Genomic DNA, 546 nt, shown 5'->3' with positions numbered 1-546 from the left:
CGGATCTGAATGACTAAGCTTGTTGACTGCGATAAGGCGCAAACAGCGGTATAGGTGGCATATATTCTGGTCCGAAAGATGTTAGTGAGGAACTGTCACACAAAGGAACGACATATGAGAGTATGCGGTTGCGAGATATCGGCACAGGAAGTTCGGCTTGCCGTTGTCGACCTGGATGACGAGGGCAAGGTAGAGATGCTCCGACCGAAGACCACAAGGATTGAACTCGAGGATGACACATCCGAGGCAGATCTGCGTTCATTCATGGCCAAGCTTGATGAGTTTGCTCGCGAAAACGAGGTTGGAACATTTGCGATCAAAACGCGCGCAAAGAAAGGCCGTATGGCAGGCGGTGCGGTCTCTTTCAAAATCGAGACTCTGATCCAACTCACAGAAGGATGTCACACTAGGTTCGTCAATCCGGTGGCTTTGTCCAATTTCGCCAAGAAGGAAGTGAAAGAGTATCCCGAGAAGCTGCCGGTCTATTTAAAGAACGCCTTTCTTTCTGGTGCTTATACATTGGCAAAGGGCTGATGTCAGATCTGG

1 protein-coding gene is annotated in these 546 nt (G+C 49.5%); it reads left to right on the top strand.

All coding sequences use genetic code 11. The annotated features are described in order from the left end of the window. The first annotated feature begins 78 nt into the window (after positions 1–78). The gene (locus ACR0FE_RS23635) at positions 79–534 is read left to right on the top strand and encodes a DUF3010 family protein (RefSeq protein ID WP_480504934.1); all 456 of its coding nucleotides are present in this window, start codon (positions 79–81) and stop codon (positions 532–534) included. Positions 535–546 lie beyond the last annotated feature (12 nt).

The organism is Ruegeria sp. K7, assembly GCF_056531785.1.
This window is presented reverse-complemented; position numbering and strand designations above follow the sequence as displayed.

Bases quoted from the DNA above. Each gene is read 5' to 3' on its own strand.
- ACR0FE_RS23635 (WP_480504934.1), top strand. From the start codon at position 79: ATGTTAGTGAGGAACTGTCACACAAAGGAACGACATATGAGAGTATGC.